Here is a 17,697-nt window from a genome sequence, read left to right on the forward strand (position 1 = left end):
CCTTGAGCAGTTTGGCCCCCGCGAGTCGATGGAATACGACGTCGTGATCGTCGGTGCCGGCCCCGCTGGTCTGTCCACTGCCATCCGTCTGAAGCAACTGGCTGAAAAGGCCGGCAAGGAAATCAACGTTGTCGTGCTGGAAAAGGGCTCTGAGCCTGGCGCGCACATCCTGTCGGGCGCCGTGATGGACCCGATCTCGATGAACGAACTGTTCCCCAACTGGAAGGAACTGGGCGCTCCTCTGAACCAACCCGTCACGGCCGACGAAGTGCTGGTCCTGACCGAGACTGGCGCCATTGCCACGCCTCAGGCACTGATTCCCAACAACTTCCACAACGAAGGCAACTACGTCATCAGCCTGGGCAACGTGGTGCGCTGGCTGGGTCAACAGGCTGAAGCCCTGGGCGTGGAAATCTTCCCTGGCTTCGCTGCCGCTGAAGTGCTGTTCAACGAAGACGGCTCCGTCAAGGGCGTGGCCACCGGTAACCTGGGCATCGACAAGAACGGCGAACCCACGGACGAATTCCAGCTGGGCATGGAACTGCACGGCAAGTACACCATCTTCGCTGAAGGTGCACGCGGCCATCTGGGCAAGCAACTGATCGCCAAGTTCAAGCTGGACGAAGGCAAGGATCCACAAAGCTACGCCATCGGTATCAAGGAACTGTGGGAAATCGACCCCGCCAAGGCCAAGCCTGGTCTGGTCGTGCACACCGCTGGCTGGCCCATGGACACCCAAACCTATGGTGGCGGCTTCCTGTATCACCTGGAAGACAACAAGGTCACCCTGGGCTTCGTGACCGGTCTGGACTATCAGAACCCCTGGCTGTCTCCTTTCGAGGAAATGCAGCGTTGGAAGACTCACCCCAGCATCAAGCCTTTGCTGGAAGGTGCCAAGCGCCTGAGCTACGGTGCTCGCGCCATCACGGCCGGTGGCATCCTGTCGCTGCCCAAGGTTGTGTTCCCCGGTGGTGCACTGGTGGGCTGTGACGCTGGCTTCCTCAACGCTGCCCGCATCAAGGGTTCGCACGCCGCCATGAAGACCGGCATGCTGTGCGCCGAAGCCATCTTCGACGCTGTGAATGCTGGCCGCCAGAACGACGAGCTGAGCGCCTACCCCGCATCGTTCGAAAAGAGCTGGCTGAAGGAAGAGCTGGACACGTCCAAGAACTTCAAGCAGTGGTTCAAGAAGGGCATGTACGTCGGCATGATCATGACCGGCATCGAGCAATGGCTGCTGCCCAAGTTGGGCATCAAGGTCGCACCTTGGACCATCCATCGCACCGAAGCCGATCACACCCGCCTGCTGCCTGCCGCACAGTGCGCCAAGATCGACTACCCGAAGCCCGATGGCAAGATCACCTTCGATCGCCTGAGCTCGGTGTTCGTGTCCAACACCAACCACAATGAGCACCAGCCTGCTCACCTGACGCTGAAGAACGCTTCGGTGCCTGTGGAAACCAACCTGGCCAAGTTTGCAGGCCCCGAGCAGCGGTACTGCCCTGCTGGCGTGTATGAATTCGTGAAGAACGAAGACAACACCGACCGCCTGCAGATCAACGCTCAGAACTGCGTGCACTGCAAGACCTGCGACATCAAGGACCCCACTCAGAACATCAACTGGGTGACGCCTGAAGGCGGCGGTGGCCCGAACTACGCTGGCATGTAATTCGTGCCTCCAACAAAAAGGGAGCCCTGGCGGCTCCCTTTTTTTATTGCTCAGCCGGGTCAATCACCCGGCATCTCGATCACTTGTGCAATCGGCAAGAGTTCGTCTTCCTCGATGACCTCCATGCCGTGCAGCGCCTGCCGGGCTGCGGCCGCTTTTCTGGCATCCCGATCGGCCTTGATCTGAGCGCGGCGCTCTGCAAAGAACTGCTTGAGCACTTGACTGGCTGGCTCTGCCAACACGCCCCCAACGATCTGGGTGTGGTGATTCAACTGGCGATTGGCAAACAGGTCCATCACCGAACCAGCAACCCCCGTTTTGGGATCCATGGCCGCAAACACCACACGCTTGAAGCGAGCGTGCAGCAATGCCATGGCGCACATGGCACAGGGCTCCAGCGTCACATAGAGCTCGCACTCGGGCAGGCGATAGTTTTCGAGCAACTGCGATGCGTGGCGAAGCGCCACGATCTCTGCGTGGGCCGTTGGATCGTGCGTGGTGATCGGACGGTTGTAGCCCGTGGCGATCACCTGCCCATGGCGCATGATCACTGCGCCAACGGGCACTTCCCCGGCCAACCACGCGTTGTGCGCCTGATCCAGCGCGATGCGCATGGCGAACTCATCCTGGCGCAGGCTTGCCTCGTCCATCACTGCTGACGCTCCGCCATGCCACGATCTACCTGCGATGCACGGTCCTGCATCAAACCATTCACCTCATTCTGGATCTGGCGCTGCACCGATTGCGCTGCCGATGCCGATTGCGGCGAGGCCACGCCACTGCTATCCGCAGCACCTTGCACATGGCTCAATTGCTTCTTCGCCAACACGCCAACGATCACCAATGCAATCAAAATCGACAACAAACCGAATGCCCGCATGGCACACCTTTCGTACAAGAAAACAATGCCCGCGAACCATCACAGCGAGCATCCCAAATTGGGTCTCAATATATGCCACCATCGGCGGCGTTGATTGTGCAACGAGCCCGCATGCAAGGCGCAGAAAATTGACAGCCAGCCCTACCCCACCGAGCGAAGCCTGGGTCATCCATTGCGACGGAGGAGCCCATCCCAACCCCGGCAAGATGGGCCTGGGCTACGTCGCCACTGCACCAGATGGCCAGACACACCGCCGCTCGTGCACCTTGCCTGGTACCGGCTGCAACAACGAGGCGGAGTTCCAGGCCGCGATACACGCCATGCGGTTCGCTCAGCACCAAGGTGCGACCAGCCTCCATCTGTTCAGCGACAACAGCATTGTGGTTGAGCAGTTGAGCCAGCAGTCGTGCGCACCCATTCAGCGCCTTGCCGACTTGATTGGCACCGCCAGAGCCCTTCAGGCGACATTCGTGTGCGTGGTGTGGACCTGGGTGCCTCGCCACCGCAACGGCGAGGCCGACGCCTTGGCGCGCCAGGCACTGGGGCTGCCCGCCAAAGCCTCTGTTTGGCCAGGCAAGATCCGGCGCAAGTAGCAGAAGGTGCATCGCCCATGAAAAAGGCCCACGCACTGGCGTGGGCCCGTTCTACGAAGGCGCCTTGGCACCTCGGAGCATCACTCCCACTCGATTGTTGCAGGCGGCTTGGAGCTCACGTCGTAGGTCACGCGGTTGATGCCACGCACTTCATTGATGATGCGACCGGAGGTGCGCTTGAGCATGCTGTAAGGCAGTTCGGCCCAGTCGGCGGTCATGAAGTCGGACGTTTGGACAGCGCGCAAAGCCACGACGTAGTCGTACGTACGGCCATCCCCCATCACGCCCACGCTCTTGACCGGCAGGAACACGGTGAAGGCCTGCGAGGTCAGGTCGTACCAGCTCTTGCCGGTGGCGGGGTCGATGGTGTTGCGCAGCTCTTCGATGAAGATGGCATCGGCGCGACGCAGCAGGTCGGCGTATTCCTTCTTCACTTCGCCCAGAATGCGCACGCCCAGCCCCGGACCTGGGAAGGGGTGACGGTAGACCATCTCGGGCGGCAGGCCCAGCGCCACGCCCAGCTCCCGCACTTCGTCCTTGAACAGTTCGCGCAGCGGCTCCAGCAGCTTCAGGCCGAGTTGCTCTGGCAGGCCACCCACGTTGTGGTGGCTCTTGATGGTGGTGGCCTTCTTGGTCTTGGTGCCGCCAGATTCCACCACGTCAGGGTAGATGGTGCCTTGGGCCAGGAAGGTTGCGCCCTTGTGACCTTGGCCGCTGGCCTTGAGCTTTTCAGCCTCGGCCTTGAACACGTCCACAAACAGGCCGCCAATGATCTTGCGCTTGCGCTCGGGGTCGGTCACGCCCGCCAATTGGCCCAGGAACAGCTCGGAGGCATCCACGCGGATGACCTTCGCGTGCAACTTGCCTTCGAACATGTCCATGACCATGTCGCCCTCGTTCAGGCGCAACAAGCCGTGGTCCACGAACACGCAGGTCAGTTGATCGCCAATGGCGCGATGAATCAGCGCGGCTGCGACCGACGAATCCACACCGCCGGACAGGCCGAGGATGACCTCCTCGTCGCCGACTTGCTCGCGGATCTTGGCAACCGCTTCTTCTATGTAGTCGCCCATGATCCAGTCGCCCTGACAGCCAGCGATCTCACGCACAAAGCGGTTGAGCATGGCTTGGCCCTGCACGGTGTGCGTGACCTCAGGGTGGAACTGCACCGCGTAATAGCCCTTCTCTTCGTTGGCCATGCCAGCGATCGGGCAGCTAGGGGTCGAAGCCATCAGCTTGAAACCCTCGGGCAGCTTGGTCACCTTGTCACCGTGGCTCATCCACACCTTGAGCATGCCGTGGCCTTCAGCGGTGGTGAAGTCGGCGATGCCGTCGAGCAGCTTGGTGTGACCATGGGCGCGCACTTCGGCGTAACCGAACTCGCGAGTGTCCGACCAGCTCACTTCGCCGCCCAGTTGCACAGCCATGGTCTGCATGCCATAGCAAATGCCCATCACGGGAACACCCAGATCCCACACAGCCTGCGGTGCACGCAGCTGATGGTCCTCGTAGGTGGAAGCATGGCTGCCCGACAGGATGATGCCCTTGGGGTTGAACGACTTGATGAAGTCATCCGACACGTCGTTGGGATGGATTTCGCAGTAGACGTGTGCTTCGCGCACGCGACGTGCGATCAGCTGGGTCACCTGGGAGCCGAAATCAAGGATCAGGATCTTGTCATGCATGGTCAATTCTCTGGATATCAAGTCTGACGCGAGATGCGAGGCCTGCTGAGGCAGCAAACAACTCAGGCGCTCGCACGCCCGGCCAGCGTGTCGTCATCCACATGACGAGGCCGGCTGAAATAACGGAAACCGATGATGGCTGCCACCAACTGAATGGTGGCACACAGATAGAACGGTGCGCCAATGCGCCAGTCTCCGAGCGGGTAATGTGACACGGTCGCCAGCATCGGTGCACTGAGGATGGGGCCCAAAACTGCGGCCACGCTGTTGAGCGATGACACGGCACCCATGGCTTCGCCTTGCCGGCTGGGATCCACCGAGTTGGACACCACGCTCTGCAGGCCAGGCTGGACCATGTAGCCAAACACATTGGCCACGATGACCACATACATCAGCCAACCCACTGGAACCAAGCCGTAACCAGCGTACGCCAGGGTCGCGGACACCAAGCCGATGCGCACGATGCGGTCCAGCGCCATGCGCTTTTGGATCTGTCGCAGCAAACCGCCCTGTACCAGCACAGCCATCAGGCCGACCACAAACAACGAAATGCCGTTGTCTTTGGGGGTCCAGCCAAATTTGAACTCGGTGTACAAGAACCAACTGGTGTGCAGGCAGCCTTGGGCCAGAATCGACAAACCCAAGATCCACAACAGTTGCTCCAAACCCTGCAGTTTGCGCAGGCGGGACAGCACGCTGAAAGGATTGGCACGCACCCAGTCGACGGCACGGCGACGTTCTTGCGGCAAGGACTCGGGCAACACGAAGAAGCCGTACACGGTGTTGATGAGGCACAGCGCCCCAGCCAGGAAGAACGGCCAGTGCACGTTCATGTTGCCCAGCAAGCCACCGGTGACCGGCCCCAGAATGAAGCCCAGCCCAAACATGGCACCGAGCATGCCGTAGTTACGGGCACGATCTTTGGGCTGCGTGATGTCGGCGACGTAGGCGTTGGCCACGGCGATGTTGGCGCATACCGCCCCCCCCATGACGCGCACCGCCAGCAACATCCAGAACTCGGTGGCCAGTGCCGTCACGAAATAGTTGACGGACATGCCGAGCAAGCCCAGCAGCAGCACGGGTCGGCGCCCGTAGCGGTCTGACAGCGCCCCGAGAATCGAGGCACTGAAGAACTGCGCAATGGCAAAGGCCGCTTGCGCGGCCCCGTATGCGAACGATGTGTCCGCGCCTGACCCCATGAAGGAGCCAATCAGCTTGGGCAACACCGGCGCAATGATCCCGATCGACATCATGTCGAGCAGGACCGTCACCATGATGAATGGCATGGCCGCTGTGCGGCCGCTTGTAGAACCCTTGGTCATGTTCTCAGTGGTTCAGTGGCGGCCGACAAGGGCCCGCACCCCTTACTCCATGCGGTAATTGGGTGCTTCCTTCGTGATTTGCACGTCGTGCACGTGGCTTTCACGGATACCGGCAGCCGTGATCTCAACGAACTCGGCCTTGTTGCGCATGTCTTCAATGGTGCCGCAACCGCAGTACCCCATCGACGCCTTCAAGCCACCCGCCATCTGGTACAGGATGGTGAGGACCGAACCCTTGTAAGGCACGCGACCTTCAATGCCTTCCGGCACCAGCTTGTCGGCGTTGGGATTGGTGGTTTCGTCGTTTTCCTGGAAGTAACGGTCGGCCGAACCCGCCTTCATGGCGCCGATCGAACCCATGCCGCGGTAGCTCTTGTAGCTACGGCCTTGGTACAGGATCACTTCGCCCGGGGCTTCTTCGGTACCGGCAAACATGCCGCCCATCATCACGCAGCTAGCGCCAGCAGCGATGGCCTTGGCGATGTCGCCGGAGTAGCGGATGCCACCGTCAGCGATCAGGGGCACGCCCGTGCCTTGCAGCGCGGTGGCCACGTTGTCGATGGCGGTGATTTGCGGCACGCCCACGCCGGCAATGATGCGGGTGGTACAGATGGAGCCAGGGCCGATACCGACCTTGACGCCATCGGCGCCGGCTTCCACCAGTGCCAGTGCAGCCGCGCCGGTGGCGATGTTGCCGCCGATCACGTCAACATGCGGGAAGTTTTGCTTGACCCAGCGCACGCGCTCGATCACGCCGTGGCTGTGACCGTGAGCGGTGTCAACGATCAGCGCATCCACACCGGCCTTGACCAGCAGTTCCACGCGCTCTTCGGTACCCTCACCCACGCCCACCGCAGCGCCCACGCGCAGCTTGCCTTGCGGATCGCGTGCGGCATTGGGGAAATTGGTTTGCTTGGTGATGTCCTTGACGGTCATCAGGCCCTTGAGCTCGTTGGCATCATTGACAACGACCACACGCTCCAGCTTGTGGTGGTGCATCAGGGCTTTGGCTTCGGCTGGAGAAGCACCATCCTGCACGGTGATCAGACGCTCACGGGGCGTCATGATCTCGCGCACAGGCACGTCCAGACGGGTTTCAAAACGCAGGTCACGGCCGGTGACGATGCCCACGACCTTGCCGTCGTCCACGACGGGGAAGCCGGAGATACCGTGCTGCTTGGACAGCTCGATCACGTCACGGACCTTGACGCCGGACGAAATCGTGATGGGGTCACGCAACACGCCCGACTCGTAACGCTTCACGCGTGCGACTTCAGCAGCTTGCTGCTTGGCGGTCAGGTTTTTATGGATGATCCCGATGCCGCCTTCCTGAGCGATCGCAATCGCCAGACGGGCTTCCGTGACGGTGTCCATCGCAGCGGACACCAGCGGCAAGTTCAGTTGAATGTTGCGGGACAGACGGGTGGCCAGCGAAGTGTCACGAGGCAACACTTGAGAGTACGCGGGCACCAACAACACGTCATCAAACGTGAGGGCTTTACCAAGCAGGCGCATGAACAGGCTCCGGACGCAAAAGCGGATTATACGCGGAGACACGCGCGGAACGTAATGTTGGGCTCATCGGCAGAAATGCGCACAATCCAGATAGTTCACATCAGATGGCTTGGCTACACTGCTCATCATGAAATACGTGCGTTTTGCCTCACCTTTGCTTCTCGGCCTGCTGGCCGTTGGCGCGCTTGTTTCCACCCCATCCATGGCGGGATCGCAATGGAAGTGGCGAGATGCCAACGGTGCCATCCAGTACAGCGACCGCCCGCCACCTGTCGGCACGCCCGAGCAGGCCATTTTGGCTCGCCCGACCCCGATCAGTGCCAAGCCCGTCGTAACAGCCGCATCGGCTGCAAGCGCCGCGCCGGCCAGCACGGCTGCCAGCAAGCCTGGCAGCGAACTCGATGCCAAGAAGCGCAAGTCCGATGAGGAGAAAGCGCTGCAACAAAAAGCCGAGGAAGAAAAGCTCGCCAAGGCCAAGGCTGAAAACTGCGAGCGCGCCCGGTCTTACCAGCGCACCCTGAACGACGGTATTCGCATCGTCCGCTCCAACGCGAAGGGTGAGCGCGAGTTCCTGGACGACAAGGCTCGCGCCGAGGAAGCCCGCAAGACGCAAGAGTCGATCAACGCGAACTGCCGCTGAGCACTGCGCTCAGGGCGCGGGAGGACCACCTCCCCGACCAAGCCGGTCAGACCTTGTCTACCGGCTTGATGTTTTTTGGGGACCGGTGAATGCCTTTGGGGAGCTTCTCGCCGTGGGCGCGGTACCGCACCCGGCGTGCCTCTTTGGGGTCCACCTTCAACTGACGCACGACCTCAATGCGATCACGATCTCGCAAGACGTGCCCCGGCCGCTCTTTGCGCCCCCACACTCCGACGGACCATGTGCCCGACGCAATCGCATCCAACGTCAGCCCCTCGATTTGGCCCAGCAGACCCGATGCCTCCAGCGCCTGACGCACGGTAGCACCAACAGGCAGCGTGACCGGTACGCAGCGAACCTCGCGAGGCGCCACACTCACGGCGACCTCCACCGCCAGCGTGGATGCAGCCTGCGTTTCAGCGTGGACCATAGACCTGCTCCGCCCGTTTGACGAACGACTCCACAAATGTGTTGGCGATTCGGTCAAACACTGGGCTGACCACCAGCGACAACGCCTTGCTGGAGAACGCGTACTTGAGCGAGAACTCCACTTTGCACGCCGGCGAGTCCACCGGATCGGCCCCGTCCTGCGGCGGCACGCCCGGCTTGTTCAGCGGCAAGAATCGCCACGTTCCCTCCAGTGTCGAGAACGGGCCATCCACCAGCCTCATCGTCACGCTACGCCCAACGTCGTTGGTGTTGCGCGTTGTGAACGCTTGCCGAACGCCTGCAAAGGCAATGTGCACGCGGGCGGTCACACCGTCATCGTGCGTATCGATCACCTCGGCACGGTCGCACCAAGGCAAGAATTGAGGGTAGTCTTGAACACCAGTCACCAGCCCATACATTTCACGGGGCGAGTACCAAAGCAAGACAGACTTTTGTACGTGCTTCATAGAATGTCGGTATTTTAAAGAAGCCGGCGACCACGCCGAGCCAAATCATGTCCATCGCAGAAAATAGAAAAGCCCATTTCAACTACCACATCGAGGAACGCTTTGAAGCAGGACTGGTGCTGGAAGGTTGGGAAGTCAAGGCCATCCGCGAAGGACAGGTGCAGATGACCGATGGCTATGTGCTGATCAAAGACGGTGAATTGCATTTGATTGGCTTGCGGATCAATGCACTGCGCTCGGCCTCGACCCATATCAAGCCCGAAGCAGACCGCACCAAGAAGTTGCTGATGCACCGCCAGGAAATCCGCCGACTGATTGGCAAGACCGAGCAGAAGGGCTACACCCTGGTGCCGCTGAACCTGCACTGGAAGGGTGGCCGGGTGAAGGTTGACATTGCTTTGGCCAAGGGTAAGGCCGAGCACGACAAGCGCAACACCATCAAGGACCGCGACTGGGAACGCGAAAAGGGTCGCCTGATGCGCCACAAGGTGTCTTCCAGCGGCAACAAGGACTGAGTACACACTCGGCCCTCGCTCGTCGCGCCGTCAGGACATCAGGCCAACACCTGAAAGGCCTGCTCCAGATCGGCCATCAATGCAGCCGGGGACTCCAAGCCAATGGCCAAGCGGACGATGGTGCCGCGCCGGCCGGCGAGATGCCCATGCTCGCGCATGCCATCCAGCCGGTAGGGCATGACCAAGCTCATGGGGCCACCCCACGAATAGCCAATTTTGAACACCTGCAGCGCGTCAACAAAGGCGTGGACACGCTCGGTGCTGTAGCGGTCGGCATCGAACACCATGGACACCAAGCCACCGGCGGCCTGACACAGCTCAGCCCACCAAGCATGGCCCGGTGAGTCAAGCAAGGCCGGATGCAGCACCTGTGAGGGCTCGGCACGGCTTTGCAGCCATTGTGCGATCTGGCGTGTGGCGGCGTCGTGGGCGGCATAGCGTAGCGGCAAGCTGGGCAAGCCACGCAAGACCAGCTCCGCATCGTTGGCCCCCACACCCAGCCCCAGACGCATGTGCGTCATCAAGACTTGATGGTGCAGTTGCGGGTCACGTGTGATGACCGCGCCCATGAGCACGTCTGCCCCACCGGAGGGGTATTTGGTGAGTGCGTGCACGGACACATCCACACCCCAGATGGCCCCCGCCGCATCCTGTGGATCCGGCATCTGGAAGGGGTTGAACGCCAGACCGGCGCCCCAGGTATTGTCGAGCGCCACCCGCAGATGCGGATGCTGACGCGCCACGCGCAGCAGGCCCAGCAAATCAGGAAATTCCAATGTGACCGAGCCCGCCGCTTCCAGCCAGAGCAGTTTCGTGCGCTCGGTGATCAGCCCGGCCAGTGCCTCGGCGTTTTGCGGGTCGTAACTCCGGTGCGTGATACCCCATCGCGCCAATTCGACACGGGCAAAGTCTTTGCCGGGTCCATAGGCGTTGTCAGGAATCAGCACCTCGTCGCCAGCACGCAAAAAAGCCATGTCCACCAGCGAAATGGCCGAGAGACCGGACGGTGCCAACACGGTGTGCAAGCCGCCCTCCAGCGTGGCCAGACGCTCTTCCAGTGTGAAGGTGGTGGGGGTGCCGTGCAGACCGTAGGTGTAGCCGCTCTTGTCCTGCCACTGGCGCGTGTGCAGCGCTGCCGTGTTCTCGAAGATGACCGTCGAGGCCTTGTAGACACCAGGCGGAACAGCGTCGAACCCGCCAGGGGGCTGGTACGGGTGATGGATCAGTGCGGTCGCTGTGCGCGCCAGATGCGCTGGCAGCGTCGAAATGTCTTGGGGCTTGCTCATGCGGGCATGCTACTGCAAGGCCCGCATGAGCTTGGCCGATCGATCAGATCGGTTGTGCGATCAGATCGTGGCCTTCCACCGCCACGATGTGTGCCTTGGTGAACTCACCGACCTTGAGGGTCTTGCTGGCCTTTTGAGGCGGCAGCAGGCGGACGATACCGTCGATTTCAGGGGCGTCGGCGTAGGTGCGCCCCACCCCACCCTTGCGGCCCATGGCGGGCGCGCTGTCAACCAGCACCTGCATGGTGGCACCCACGCGGCGAGCGAGCTTGGCAATCGACACTTCTTCAGCGACCGCCATGAAGCGGGCACGACGCTCTTCGCGCACCTCGTCGGGCAAGGCGCCGGGCAGTTCGTTGGCAGGCGCGCCTTCGATGGGCGAGTAAGCGAAGCAACCGGCACGGTCGATCTGCGCTTCACGCAGGAAATCGAGCAGGTATTCGAACTCTTCTTCCGTCTCGCCGGGAAAGCCGGCAATGAAGGTCGAGCGAACGACGATTTCAGGACAGATCTCGCGCCAGCGACGCAGACGATCGAGGTTCTTCTCGCCGCTAGCCGGACGCTTCATGCGCTTGAGCACGTCTGGATGCGCGTGCTGGAACGGCACATCCAAGTACGGCAAGATGAGGCCTTCGGCCATCAGGGGGACGATCTCATCGACGTGCGGATAGGGGTAGACGTAGTGCAGACGCACCCAGGCACCGTACTCGCGCGCCATTTCCCCCATCTGCTGAACCATGTCGAGCATGCGGGTCTTGACAGGCTTGCCATCCCAGAAACCGGTGCGGTACTTGACGTCCACGCCATAAGCGCTGGTGTCTTGGCTGATGACCAGCAACTCCTTCACGCCAGACTCGAACAGCGCTTTGGCTTCGCTCAGCACCTCACCAATGGGGCGCGACACGAGGTCACCGCGCATGCTGGGGATGATGCAGAAAGCACAGCGGTGGTTACACCCCTCGCTGATCTTCAGGTAAGCGAAATGCTTGGGCGTGAGCTTGATGCCGGCCACGCCGCGCGCTTCGGGCACGAGGTCGATGAAGGGATCGTGAGGCTTGGGCACGTGGATGTGCACGGCGTCCATCACTTCCTGGGTGGCATGAGGGCCGGTCACGGCCAATACCTTGGGATGCACCTCTTTGATGAGGTTGCCACCATCCACACCCGCCTTGGCACCCAGGCACCCCGTCACAATGACCTTGCCGTTTTCAGCCAGGGCTTCGCCGATGGTGTCCAGGCTTTCCTTGACGGCGTCGTCGATGAAACCGCAGGTGTTGACGATCACCAGATCGGCGCCGTCAAAGGTTTTGCTGGTTTCGTAGCCTTCGGCACGCAGTTGCGTCAGGATCAACTCGGAGTCGGTCAGCGCCTTGGGGCAGCCAAGGGAGACAAAACCAATTTTGGGCGCCACAGCGTTGGCGACAGCGCTAGGGAAATTCTGTTCGGAGCTCATGGGGCGTGATTGTCCGGCAAATCACACCGCCAGGATGCGAAAACATCCACATCCTGGGGCCTTCCGCGCACTTTGCTGCTTAATCAGAGCAGAAGATGCGGCACTTGGGCTTGAGCTTGAGGTCCTTCAAGAAGCCATCGAAGGTGGCTTGGTCGCGCTGCGCGTAGTGCAACTTGGGCGCCAGATAGCGCACCAGCCAATATTGGTTTTCGTGGATGAAACCCACGGCCTGGCTGCTGTATTCCAGCCCCCAGGCGTTGTAGCTGCGGGTTTCGAGCCGGAAGGCATCTTTGCCCTCGACCGTGAACGGGCGACTCGCGACGCGCTCAACCGCTCCAGCCAAGGGCTTGGCATTGCTCACAGGAAACAGGGCCAGCACGCCCTCTTTTTCCTTCTTGTCGTAACGTGCCAAGTCGGGTTCGTCGTCACGAAACTTCTTGAATTGCAACTGCGCCAGATCCAATGGCGCCGCATCTGGCGCGAGCTTCACGCCGCTGAAGGCCTCATCTAGGTCGAAGCGGGTGATGCTGATTTGCTGCAAGAACAAGCCGTCTCGCGTGATGAGGAGGACATCGCTGTCCGTCGGCGCACGCTTCCAGCCCTCCGGCAACATGGCCACGTAGGCCCGTGCTGGGCCCTTGAAGGGTTCGGTCTTGCGAACGTTTTGCCAAGATGGCGAGCATCCGGCAGCCAGCAATGCAGCCAACAGCAGGCTGCCAAGGATACGAGTCTTCATAGTGCGCTGAGTTTTTTGTCTGCCTGGCGGATGTATTGATCAAGGAAGCCGCGCTCGTCGTCGGTCAACACGTGCTCACGCGCCTTGGACAACAATTCCTTGGCTTGGGCAGCCTGACCACGCTTGAGCGCCATCAACCCCATGAGCTTCAACATGCGTGCATCATCGGGCTTGGCTGCCAAGATTTCTTTGGCCAAGGCTTCACCCTTTGCCACTTTGGCCGGATCAGCCATGGATGCATAGCCCTCGGCCAGCAACTCCTTAACCTGCTCGGGGAGTTGGGTGGCCTCGCGCTTGCGCTCGATGTTGTAGGACAGGCGCCCCAATCGGCCTGACTCTAACTCGACCTCCAGAACAGGCAAAGCCAGCGGCTGCAAGGCCGTTGAATACTGGAGTGGGCTGTCCTGCTTGACGCCGAGCGCAGCGGTTTTGATCACCGCCGCACTGGCCGTGGCTGGCTCGGCGTTGGCGACAACAGGCTGGGCCGTCGGTTGAGCGGCCGTGCTGCCCTCGCCTGCCGGCACGTCATCCACCACCACGGCGGCGACCATCGGCGCAGCGTCAAGCACCACCGCATCAGGCGCCAACTGCACCACGGGTGTCACAGGCGCCTTCGCTTCCGGGGCGGCCGGTGCGGCCGCTACGGCCACAGAAGGCACGGCAACAGGCGGCTGAGGCACGGCGGCAGCCAATGCGGTTGCCGCGCTGGCTCGACGCGCTTCCAACCGAGCGGCCTTCCCCTCGTCAAAGGCGGAAACTCGCTTCAGTCGGCTGTAGAGGCGCTCACCACTGGCATAGAAGGCCGAAAATTTCTTCTCGTCCAACATGGCCTCGTCCAGCAAGCGTTGCATGACCTGTCGATAAAGATCGCTGGAGCCGAACTTGTCTTCGATGTACCCCATGGCGTACTCATCGGCCTCGGACTCCAATGACTCCGAGTAACCGAACAGCGACGACTTCACCACCGCACTGAAGCCCGTCGACGACACGCTGCGAAGCAGCGAATCGGCCAAATTTTCTTTGAGCTTGTTGATTTGGTCCTGCAGCATGCTTTTGCCGGTGCTCAAGAGCATTTCCGGCGAAACCTTGAACATCTGCACGCCCACCTTGGCCAGGTCAGCCACACCGGCCACACCCGATACCGTCGATGCCAAGTCTGCCGCATCCGTGGCCAATTCGAACACCGTCTTGGCGCCTGCCGCCATGCGCGCGAAGTACACCGAGCGCACCGCATGTCGATGCGTCACGTGGGCGAGTTCACGGGCCAGGATGACCTGCAACTCATCCTCCGAGTCCAGGCGCATCAGCATGCCCGTGCTCAAAAAGATGTCGCCATTGGCGCTGGAAAACGCCAAGACATCGGCGTTGTCGATGACAAATACCTTCAGCTTGGGCGCCAGGTCAGGCCAGTTCTTCATCACCACACCACGCACGATGCGCTGCATGGTTTCTACGGCGGGACTGGGTTTGCCGCGCACAAACTGAGCGCGCATGGTCTCGGCCTCGTCCCACAGGCGCTCTTCCAACTCATCGACAGGCTTGATGGCCGCGCCGTCTGCGAACGGGTCATAGATCAGGGCATGCGCCTGCAGCGCCCCCAGCGACAACAGCGCGGCCAGAACGACCGCCTTCAGCTTTGGCGCACGCATCATTTGCTCCCGTCACGCGGCTTGATCGTGCGACGGAAATCCGTCAGCACCGCTTCGGCCATGGCCTTGACGTCATCGTCGTCGGTCAAGGCTTTGCGCTTGGCCATATCGCTGTCAAACATCAGGATGTTGCCGGTTTGGAGCTCCACCACACCCAGCACCACCGCAGCGGGCTGAGAGCTGAGTGACTCGCCAATGGGCAGGACCGAGGTCACCGCATCAAACACCTTGCGAGACGTGCTGCGGACCTTGTCTTTGCCAACCACGAACAAGGCGCGGTCAAGCTGGTGGGCCTTCGCCAGATCGGCCATGCCTGCCCCCAAGGTGTAGTCAAAGTACTTGGCCTTGGTCGCCCACGCGTCGACGGCATCCTCCTTGACCAGCAACATCTGGCTGACCATGGTCGCAAACAAGGCGCGATGCTGCAGCACGATCTCCTGCTCGTCCTGCGTCAGCTGATCGAAATCGATCAGATCGAAGGAGCGCTCCTTGCCGTTTTCTTTGCTGACGCCCAGATCCTGAACGTGTTGCGTGAACGTCTTGGACGCCTTCCGCTCCGCTGAAACGACACGCTCCTCGGTTTTGCCAAAGGTGATTTCCGTGATCACAAAGTCAGCAGGCACCACCAGCACCTGCTTGGGCGCTTCTTTGTTGTTGCCCGCCAGATCCGGACGAACCAACCCTCGCGCACCACAACCGGCCAGCAAGGCCACACATGCCGCGCTCAACAACCAGCGCCGGCCTTGGTTCAAATGACGTGTCAACACCCGTTACTCCAGCTTTACTTCAACCTGACAGAAGCAAAAGTTCTGAACTGCCCTGTCTGCATTTACGGCAGATGGCACACAGTTTTTGATGCTGACAAATGTAAAGGAATGCTACAAGCCGTTTTTGACAAATGACCCTCTTGTGGGGGAAACCTTTGCGCGGAATCAAGGGCCGGTCGTTGGGAAATTCACACCCTTTCTGGGGAGGGGCTGATACACTGGCGACCTTGTCAGGAGAGAGCCGCCTCAACGCAGGCAGCCGCCGAAGGCGCAGGACTGTCGCATCGCAAGATGCCCGCCCGAACGCTCAGGCAAAAGGACTGGCAGGCATGGTTGCTTTGGCAACCATGATCCTCACTGGAGAGAGCTTGTGACTGGACGTGTCCGGTGAATCAAGCCACCGAAGGGGCAAGCCCATAACGCTGCGGCCAAGTTGCAGCGAGGGGTCAATCTCTCAGGTAAAGCGGACAGCGAGGGCAGCACCGAACGTCCCATTCCGGTATGCCGGATGGTTGACGTCGGATCTCACCAGATTGCCCTCCCGTCGATGCCCCGCATCGCGCCACAACATGTCCGCAGAACTGCTCAAAACCCCGCTCCACGCCTTGCACATCGAACTGGGCGCCAAGATGGTCCCGTTTGGCGGCTATGACATGCCCGTGCAGTACGCCACCGGCATCATGGCCGAGCACAAGCACACCCGCACCGCCGCAGGCCTGTTTGACGTATCCCACATGGGTCAGGTGCTGCTCAAGGGCGCTGGTGCCGATGCCGCGCTGGAATCCATCGTGCCGGTCGACATCGTCGATCTGCCCAAGTTCAAGCAGCGCTACGCCCTTTTCACCAACGAGCAAGGCGGCATTCTGGATGACCTGATGGTCACCCGCCGCGAGAACGATCTGTTCGTGGTGGTGAACGCCGCTTGCAAGACACAAGACATTGCGCACATGCAAGCCAAGATCGGCTCGCAGTGCGTGGTCGAGCCCTTGCCCGAGCAAGCCCTGCTGGCGCTGCAAGGCCCTCAGGCCGTGACGGCGCTCGCACGCCTGAACGCCGACGTGCAAAAGCTGGTGTTCATGACCGGCGGCCACTTCTCGCTCGACGGCATTGACTGCTTCGTGACCCGCTCGGGTTACACCGGCGAAGACGGCTTCGAAATCTCCGTGCCCGCCGACCAAGCCGTGCAACTGGCTCGCGCCCTGCTGGCCCAACCTGAAGTCAAGCCCATTGGCCTGGGTGCCCGCGACACCCTGCGTCTGGAAGCGGGCCTCTGCCTGTATGGCCACGACATCGACACCACCACCACCCCCGTGGAAGGCAGCATCACCTGGGCCATCCAGAAGGTGCGTCGCGCCGGTGGCGCCCGCGCTGGCGGCTACCCCGGCGCCGAGGTGATCGACGCTCAATTGGCCAACGGCGCAGCGCGCAAGCGCGTGGGCCTCATCAGCACCGAGCGCATGCCTGTGCGCGAAGGTGCCAAGGTGGTATCGGCTGACGGCACCGAAATCGGCGTGGTCACCAGTGGCTCACCCAGCCCCAGCTTGGGACAACCCGTTGCGCTGGCGTATGTCTCCACCAGTCAAGCCGCCTTGGGCACTGAAGTGTTCGCCATCGTGCGTGACAAGCGCGTCGCCATGACCGTCACCGCACTGCCTTTTGTGCCAAACCGCTACTACCGCGGTTGATCTGTCGCCAAAACACGCTTGCGGGCTGAGATACTCACGCCCGTTCGGCAAATCTCCAATTTTTCTGTTTTCAGGACGTTCACCATGACCATCAAGTACACGCCCGACCACGAATGGCTGCAAATCAACGCTGACGGTACCGCCACCGTCGGCATCACCCACCACGCTCAAGATGCATTGGGCGACGTGGTGTTCGTGGACCTGCCTGCTGTCGGCACCACTTTCAACCCCAAGGACGTGGCTGGTGTGGTCGAGTCCGTGAAGGCTGCTGCAGACGTGTACATGCCCGTCACCGGCGAAATCGTGGAAGTCAACGAAGGCTTGCGCGACGATCCTTCTCTGGCCAACACCGACCCGACCGGCGCCGGCTGGTTCTTCAAGGTCAAGCTGAGCAGCGCCGCCGAAC

18 protein-coding genes and 2 riboswitches are annotated in these 17,697 nt (G+C 61.2%); of the genes, 6 read left to right on the top strand and 12 right to left on the bottom strand.

All coding sequences use genetic code 11. The features are described 5' to 3' along the window. On the top strand, positions 1–1,669 hold a 1,669-nt coding region (locus ACMV18_RS06420), incomplete at its 5' end, for an electron transfer flavoprotein-ubiquinone oxidoreductase (protein WP_420817160.1). Between the two features lie 59 nt (positions 1,670–1,728). On the opposite strand, the gene tadA is transcribed toward ACMV18_RS06420, so the two are convergent. Continuing rightward, on the bottom strand, positions 1,729–2,319 hold the full coding sequence (gene tadA / locus ACMV18_RS06425; protein ID WP_420817161.1) for a tRNA adenosine(34) deaminase TadA: 591 nt from the start codon (positions 2,317–2,319) through the stop codon (positions 1,729–1,731). Then, positions 2,319–2,549, bottom strand: a complete 231-nt coding sequence (locus ACMV18_RS06430) for a hypothetical protein (RefSeq protein ID WP_420817162.1) — start codon at positions 2,547–2,549, stop codon at positions 2,319–2,321. Before ACMV18_RS06430 ends, tadA begins: the two co-directional genes overlap by 1 nt. Positions 2,550–2,677: 128 nt before the next feature. On the opposite strand from ACMV18_RS06430, the gene ACMV18_RS06435 reads away from it, so the two are divergent. Next, positions 2,678–3,142, top strand: coding sequence for a ribonuclease HI family protein (locus ACMV18_RS06435; RefSeq protein WP_420817163.1), 465 nt, complete (start codon positions 2,678–2,680; stop codon positions 3,140–3,142). A gap of 80 nt (positions 3,143–3,222) precedes the next feature. Here ACMV18_RS06435 and guaA read toward each other — a convergent pair whose 3' ends face one another. From guaA to guaB, 3 genes are all read right to left on the bottom strand, one after another. Then, positions 3,223–4,827 carry a glutamine-hydrolyzing GMP synthase gene (gene guaA, locus ACMV18_RS06440; RefSeq protein ID WP_420817164.1) on the bottom strand — a complete coding sequence of 535 codons (1,605 nt, stop codon included), beginning with the start codon at positions 4,825–4,827 and terminating at the stop codon, positions 3,223–3,225. Positions 4,828–4,889: 62 nt separating this feature from the next. After that, the gene (locus ACMV18_RS06445; RefSeq protein WP_420817165.1) at positions 4,890–6,149 is read right to left on the bottom strand and encodes an MFS transporter; all 1,260 of its coding nucleotides are present in this window, start codon (positions 6,147–6,149) and stop codon (positions 4,890–4,892) included. Between the two features lie 42 nt (positions 6,150–6,191). Continuing rightward, complete coding sequence (guaB, locus tag ACMV18_RS06450) at positions 6,192–7,664, bottom strand: IMP dehydrogenase (protein ID WP_420817166.1); 1,473 nt, start codon at positions 7,662–7,664, stop codon at positions 6,192–6,194. Between the two features lie 127 nt (positions 7,665–7,791). On the opposite strand from guaB, the gene ACMV18_RS06455 reads away from it, so the two are divergent. Next, positions 7,792–8,304 (top strand): DUF4124 domain-containing protein, encoded by a 513-nt coding sequence (locus tag ACMV18_RS06455; protein WP_420817167.1) that lies wholly within the window; start codon positions 7,792–7,794, stop codon positions 8,302–8,304. 46 nt (positions 8,305–8,350) lie between these two features. On the opposite strand, the gene ACMV18_RS06460 is transcribed toward ACMV18_RS06455, so the two are convergent. Both ACMV18_RS06460 and ACMV18_RS06465 read right to left on the bottom strand, forming a co-directional pair. Beyond that, the gene (locus ACMV18_RS06460; protein ID WP_420817168.1) at positions 8,351–8,734 is read right to left on the bottom strand and encodes an RnfH family protein; all 384 of its coding nucleotides are present in this window, start codon (positions 8,732–8,734) and stop codon (positions 8,351–8,353) included. After that, positions 8,721–9,200, bottom strand: a complete 480-nt coding sequence (locus ACMV18_RS06465) for a type II toxin-antitoxin system RatA family toxin (protein ID WP_420817169.1) — start codon at positions 9,198–9,200, stop codon at positions 8,721–8,723. Before ACMV18_RS06465 ends, ACMV18_RS06460 begins: the two co-directional genes overlap by 14 nt. A 47-nt stretch (positions 9,201–9,247) precedes the next feature. On the opposite strand from ACMV18_RS06465, the gene smpB reads away from it, so the two are divergent. Continuing rightward, positions 9,248–9,715, top strand: a complete 468-nt coding sequence (gene smpB / locus ACMV18_RS06470; RefSeq protein ID WP_420817170.1) for an SsrA-binding protein SmpB — start codon at positions 9,248–9,250, stop codon at positions 9,713–9,715. Between the two features lie 38 nt (positions 9,716–9,753). Here smpB and ACMV18_RS06475 read toward each other — a convergent pair whose 3' ends face one another. The 5 genes from ACMV18_RS06475 to ACMV18_RS06495 all read right to left on the bottom strand — a co-directional run bounded on the left by ACMV18_RS06475 (position 9,754) and on the right by ACMV18_RS06495 (position 15,606). Beyond that, a complete protein-coding gene (locus ACMV18_RS06475; protein ID WP_420817171.1) occupies positions 9,754–11,001 on the bottom strand; it encodes a PLP-dependent transferase in 1,248 nt (415 codons plus the stop codon). Between the two features lie 43 nt (positions 11,002–11,044). Continuing rightward, positions 11,045–12,454 carry a 30S ribosomal protein S12 methylthiotransferase RimO gene (gene rimO, locus ACMV18_RS06480; RefSeq protein ID WP_420817172.1) on the bottom strand — a complete coding sequence of 470 codons (1,410 nt, stop codon included), beginning with the start codon at positions 12,452–12,454 and terminating at the stop codon, positions 11,045–11,047. 79 nt (positions 12,455–12,533) lie between these two features. After that, complete coding sequence (locus ACMV18_RS06485; RefSeq protein WP_420817173.1) at positions 12,534–13,190, bottom strand: hypothetical protein; 657 nt, start codon at positions 13,188–13,190, stop codon at positions 12,534–12,536. Continuing rightward, positions 13,187–14,842: a M48 family metalloprotease gene (locus tag ACMV18_RS06490; RefSeq protein ID WP_420817174.1), complete on the bottom strand. Its 1,656-nt coding sequence runs from the start codon at positions 14,840–14,842 to the stop codon at positions 13,187–13,189. The genes ACMV18_RS06485 and ACMV18_RS06490 overlap by 4 nt, the downstream gene beginning before the upstream one ends. Further along, positions 14,839–15,606: a hypothetical protein gene (locus tag ACMV18_RS06495; RefSeq protein WP_420817175.1), complete on the bottom strand. Its 768-nt coding sequence runs from the start codon at positions 15,604–15,606 to the stop codon at positions 14,839–14,841. Before ACMV18_RS06495 ends, ACMV18_RS06490 begins: the two co-directional genes overlap by 4 nt. Positions 15,607–15,827: 221 nt before the next feature. After that, a riboswitch (glycine riboswitch) is annotated at positions 15,828–15,939 on the top strand. A 14-nt stretch (positions 15,940–15,953) separates the two neighbouring features. Continuing rightward, positions 15,954–16,087, top strand: a riboswitch (glycine riboswitch). A gap of 88 nt (positions 16,088–16,175) precedes the next feature. Here ACMV18_RS06495 and gcvT point away from each other — a divergent pair. Together gcvT and gcvH are read left to right on the top strand one after the other, a co-directional pair. Next, entirely contained in the window at positions 16,176–17,291 is a 1,116-nt protein-coding gene (gcvT, locus tag ACMV18_RS06500; RefSeq protein ID WP_374258229.1) for a glycine cleavage system aminomethyltransferase GcvT, read from the top strand. 84 nt (positions 17,292–17,375) lie between these two features. Then, the coding region (gcvH, locus tag ACMV18_RS06505; protein ID WP_420817176.1) for a glycine cleavage system protein GcvH at positions 17,376–17,697 on the top strand (322 nt) is incomplete at its 3' end.

This window comes from Aquabacterium sp., assembly GCF_048860245.1.
GTDB lineage: Bacteria > Pseudomonadota > Gammaproteobacteria > Burkholderiales > Burkholderiaceae_C > Aquabacterium.

Bases quoted from the DNA above. Each gene is read 5' to 3' on its own strand.
- tadA (WP_420817161.1), bottom strand. From the start codon at position 2,319: ATGGACGAGGCAAGCCTGCGCCAGGATGAGTTCGCCATGCGCATCGCG.
- ACMV18_RS06430 (WP_420817162.1), bottom strand. From the start codon at position 2,549: ATGCGGGCATTCGGTTTGTTGTCGATTTTGATTGCATTGGTGATCGTT.
- guaA (WP_420817164.1), bottom strand. From the start codon at position 4,827: ATGCATGACAAGATCCTGATCCTTGATTTCGGCTCCCAGGTGACCCAG.
- ACMV18_RS06445 (WP_420817165.1), bottom strand. From the start codon at position 6,149: ATGACCAAGGGTTCTACAAGCGGCCGCACAGCGGCCATGCCATTCATC.
- guaB (WP_420817166.1), bottom strand. From the start codon at position 7,664: ATGCGCCTGCTTGGTAAAGCCCTCACGTTTGATGACGTGTTGTTGGTG.
- ACMV18_RS06455 (WP_420817167.1), top strand. From the start codon at position 7,792: ATGAAATACGTGCGTTTTGCCTCACCTTTGCTTCTCGGCCTGCTGGCC.
- ACMV18_RS06460 (WP_420817168.1), bottom strand. From the start codon at position 8,734: ATGGTCCACGCTGAAACGCAGGCTGCATCCACGCTGGCGGTGGAGGTC.
- ACMV18_RS06465 (WP_420817169.1), bottom strand. From the start codon at position 9,200: ATGAAGCACGTACAAAAGTCTGTCTTGCTTTGGTACTCGCCCCGTGAA.
- smpB (WP_420817170.1), top strand. From the start codon at position 9,248: ATGTCCATCGCAGAAAATAGAAAAGCCCATTTCAACTACCACATCGAG.
- ACMV18_RS06475 (WP_420817171.1), bottom strand. From the start codon at position 11,001: ATGAGCAAGCCCCAAGACATTTCGACGCTGCCAGCGCATCTGGCGCGC.
- rimO (WP_420817172.1), bottom strand. From the start codon at position 12,454: ATGAGCTCCGAACAGAATTTCCCTAGCGCTGTCGCCAACGCTGTGGCG.
- ACMV18_RS06485 (WP_420817173.1), bottom strand. From the start codon at position 13,190: ATGAAGACTCGTATCCTTGGCAGCCTGCTGTTGGCTGCATTGCTGGCT.
- ACMV18_RS06490 (WP_420817174.1), bottom strand. From the start codon at position 14,842: ATGATGCGTGCGCCAAAGCTGAAGGCGGTCGTTCTGGCCGCGCTGTTG.
- gcvT (WP_374258229.1), top strand. From the start codon at position 16,176: ATGTCCGCAGAACTGCTCAAAACCCCGCTCCACGCCTTGCACATCGAA.